This is a genomic window from Protofrankia sp. CiP1_Cm_nod3 (assembly GCF_982290655.1).
The window spans coordinates 11293-14988 of record NZ_CEVIVD010000121.1 but is presented as its reverse complement, the minus strand read 5'-3'; the positions used below and the strand labels follow the sequence as shown (position 1 = coordinate 14988).

Below are 3696 nucleotides of genomic sequence, written 5' to 3'. Positions count from 1 at the left end.
GGTGGGAGCTCCTGCTGCGCCGCTGCCCGGGAACGCCCTCACGTCCTCACCCCAGGATGTGCTGCGGGCGGCTTCCGCCGAGAACTTCCCGGTGTCTCCGCTGATCCTGCCGGCCCGGCAGCGGCAGCACCTGTTCGCGATCTACGGATTCGCCCGTCTCGTCGACGACATCGGTGACGAGGCGGCCGGCGACCGGCTCGCGCTGCTCGACGCGCTGGAAGACGATCTTGAGAAGATCTGGGGCGGGACGCCGACACTCCCGGTCATCCAGGCGCTGGCGCCGACCGTCCGGGAATGCGGCCTGGCGCCGGAGCCGTTCCGCCGGCTCGTCGCGGCCAACCGGCAGGACCAGCTGGTCACCCGCTACGACACCTTCGACGACCTGCTGCGTTACTGCACCCTGTCCGCCGACCCGGTGGGGCACATGGTGCTCGGTGTCTTCGGCGTCAGCACCCCTGACCGGGTCGAGCTGTCGAACCGGGTCTGCACGGCGCTGCAGATCGTCGAGCATGTACAGGACGTGGCCGAGGACTATGCCGCCGGCCGGATCTACCTGCCCCGGGAGGACCTCGACAGCTTCGGGGTACGTGAGCGGGACCTCGCGCACCCCAGCGCCGGCCCGGCGGTACGGGAGCTGATCGCCTTCCAGGTGCTGCGCGCCCGCCGGATCCTCGACGAGGGCACACCGCTGGTGGGCCTCGTCGAGGGCCGGCTGCGGCTGGTCCTGGCCGGGTTCGTCGGCGGTGGCCGCGCGGCGCTGGACGCGGTCGAGCGGGCCGGGTGCGACGTCCTCGGCGGCGCCCCGACCGCGCCGAAGCCGCGGATCGCCCGCTACGCCCTGACGGTGGCGCTGGCCTCGCTCACCCCGTCCGCCAGGCGGGCGGCCCGCTCGGCGCGTGTCGCGCTGCCGCCGCTGGTCACCGGCGGCGGGATCATCAACAGGCCCGCCGCGGGTGGAGGTGGCGAATGATCTACGACGGTCGTTTCCGGTCGCCGACGGTAGAGGAAGCGTACGCGTCCTGTGAGGCGTTGACCCGCGAGGCCGCGCGCAACTTCGCCTACGGCATCCGGCTGCTGCCGGTCGACAAACGGGCGGCGCTGTCCGCGGTGTACGCCTTCGCCCGCCGGCTCGACGACATCGGCGATGGCGACCTGCCCCTCGAGGAGAAGGCCACCCGCCTGGCCGTGGCCCGGGCGGACATCACAGGGCTCGGCGCGGCCGGCTCCGACCCGGTTCTGATAGCTCTGGATGACGCCTGCCGGCGGTTCCCCATCCCGCTGGACGCCTTCTGCGAACTGATCGACGGTGTCGAGATGGATCTGCGTGGGGTCACCTACGAGTCCTTCGACGACCTTGTCGAGTACTGCCGACGGGTGGCCGGCACGATCGGGCGCCTGTCACTGGGGATCTTCGGCACGCAGGCGGCGCGCGCGGACGCGGGAGCCGCCACGGTCGCCGACGAGCTCGGGATCGCCCTGCAACAGACCAACATTCTCCGAGACGTCCGGGAGGACCTGATTACCGGCCGGATCTATCTGCCCCGGGCCGAACTGGAAAAGGCCGGGATCACCCTTGCCCTCGGCCCGGACGGCCGGCTCGGCGGTCCCGAGGACGCACTCGTCGATTACCTCCGGGAGTGCGCGCAGCGGGCCGACGAATGGTACGGGCGCGGTCTGAAACTGCTGACCATGCTCGACCGGCGCAGCGCCGCCTGCTGCGGGGCGATGGCCGGGATCTACCTGCGGCTCAACCGCCGGATCAGGACCGACCCCACCCCCGTCCTGCAGCAACGGCTGTCGCTGCCGGGCTGGGAGAAGGCGGTGGTGGCCGCGCGCAGCCTGGCCGGGCGCCCGGAGGTGTCGGCCGCATGAGCGTGGGCACCGGGACGCCGTCGGACGCGGCACCGTCACAGCGGACGCGGGCTGTCACGGCATCACCCGCCGCGGCACAGCCTGCCGTGACGCTTGCCGTCGGGCCGCCGCCGGCGCCGGGCGGCCACCGGATGGTCGTCGTCGGTGGCGGGCTCGCCGGCCTGTCGGCCGCGCTGACCGCCGCGGACATCGGCGCGGACGTGACCGTGCTGGAGGCGCGGCCGCGGCTGGGCGGCGCCACCGCCTCGTTCGCCAGGGACGGGCTGTGGGTCGACACCGGCCAGCACGTCTTCATGCGCTGCTGCACCGCCTACCGTGGGTTCCTCCGCCGGCTCGGCGTCGAGCACCTGACCACCCTCCAGCCGCGGCTGGACGTCCCGGTGCTGCTCGCCGGCTCCGGTACGAACGCCCGGCTGCGGCGTACCCGCATCCCCTGGCCGGCGCCGCTGCACCTGACCCCGGCGCTGCTGGGATACCGCGCGTTCCCGCTCGGCCAGCGGCTGCGGGCCGCGCTCGCCGCCTACCGGCTGGGCCGGCTCGACCCGAGCCGGCCCGAGGTGGACGGTGTCTCGTTCGGCAGCTGGCTGGCCCGCCGGGGCCAGTCACCGGCCACGATCGAGGCGCTGTGGGAGCTGCTGACCGTCGCCACCCTCAACGCCCCCGCGGACGCGGCCTCCCTCGGGCTCGCCGCCAAGGTCGTGCGCACCGGCCTGCTGGAGCGGGCCGACGCCGGGGACATCGGCTGGGCGGAGGTGCCCCTCCAGCGGCTGCACGGGGAGGCGGCGGCCTCGGAGCTCGCCGACGTCGGCGCGGACGTGCGGACCGGCGTGAAGGTCCGTACGATCGACCGGACAGCCACCGGGTGGCGGGTGGTCACCGACAGCGGCACGCTCGACGCCGACTCGGTGGTGCTCGCCGTGCCACCGCCGGCGGCGGCCGCCCTGCTGCCCGAGGGCGCGGTGGCGGATCCGGAACGGTTCGTCGACCTCGGCTCGTCACCGATCGTCAACGTCCATATGATCTACGACCGGCCGGTGCTGGCGGGGCCCTTCCTGGCCGTGGTGGGCTCCCCCGTCCAGTGGGTCTTCGACCGGACGGCCTCCAGCGGGATCGCCGAGTCGGTGGCCGATCACCCCGAGCGCGCGGGCGCGCAGTACCTGGCGATCTCCCTGTCGGCCGCGGACGACTGGATCGACCGGCCCGCCGGTGAGATCCGTGACATCTTCGTCGAGGAGATGCGTCGGCTACTGCCCGCCGCGCGGGACGCCGAGGCGGTCGAGGTGTTCGTCACCCGGGAACGCACCGCGACGTTCCGGCAGGCCCCCGGTACCCGGGCGCTGCGCCCCGGCCCGGCCACCGGACTGCCCGGCCTCGCGCTGGCCGGCGCGTGGACCGATACGGACTGGCCCGCGACCATGGAGGGCGCGGTGCGCAGCGGGCTGGCCGCGGCGAAGGTGGCGCTCGGCGGCTGGCGCCCCAGGCCACCGTCACCCGGCCCGGCCCGCCGGTTGCTGCCCGTGGTCGTGACATCCGGTGGTGCTCCTGCGCAGCTGGGAGGATGCGGGTCGTCGCCGGTCAGCCCGTGTAAAACATCACAATCGTCCCGGACGCCGGAGACCAAGGTCCCTGGCGAGAGACCGTCGTCTTCTAGCCCACCGGGATCATCGGCTCCCAGGCCGACGGGCGCACCGAGCGCCCCGCCGCTGCCGGCGGCATCCCCACAGCCGAGTCCACCGTCGACCCCACCGACTCCGCCCAGTTCGCCCGCTTCGCCGGCTCCGCCCGCCTCGCCGGTGCCGCCCAGCTCGTCGGCACCGCCGGCCC

Annotated in this window: 3 protein-coding genes; all 3 read left to right on the top strand. The window is 74.1% G+C overall.

What is annotated here, in order from left to right:
- Position 1: 1 nt before the first annotated feature.
- Positions 2–970, top strand: a complete 969-nt coding sequence (hpnC, locus tag AC5LUJ_RS18880) for a squalene synthase HpnC (protein ID WP_493465393.1) — start codon at positions 2–4, stop codon at positions 968–970.
- Entirely contained in the window at positions 967–1872 is a 906-nt protein-coding gene (gene hpnD / locus AC5LUJ_RS18875) for a presqualene diphosphate synthase HpnD (protein ID WP_250286107.1), read from the top strand. Before hpnC ends, hpnD begins: the two co-directional genes overlap by 4 nt.
- Positions 1873–2003: 131 nt before the next feature.
- A partial coding sequence (gene hpnE, locus AC5LUJ_RS18870) for a hydroxysqualene dehydroxylase HpnE (protein ID WP_493465396.1) occupies positions 2004–3696 on the top strand: 1693 nt, incomplete at its 3' end.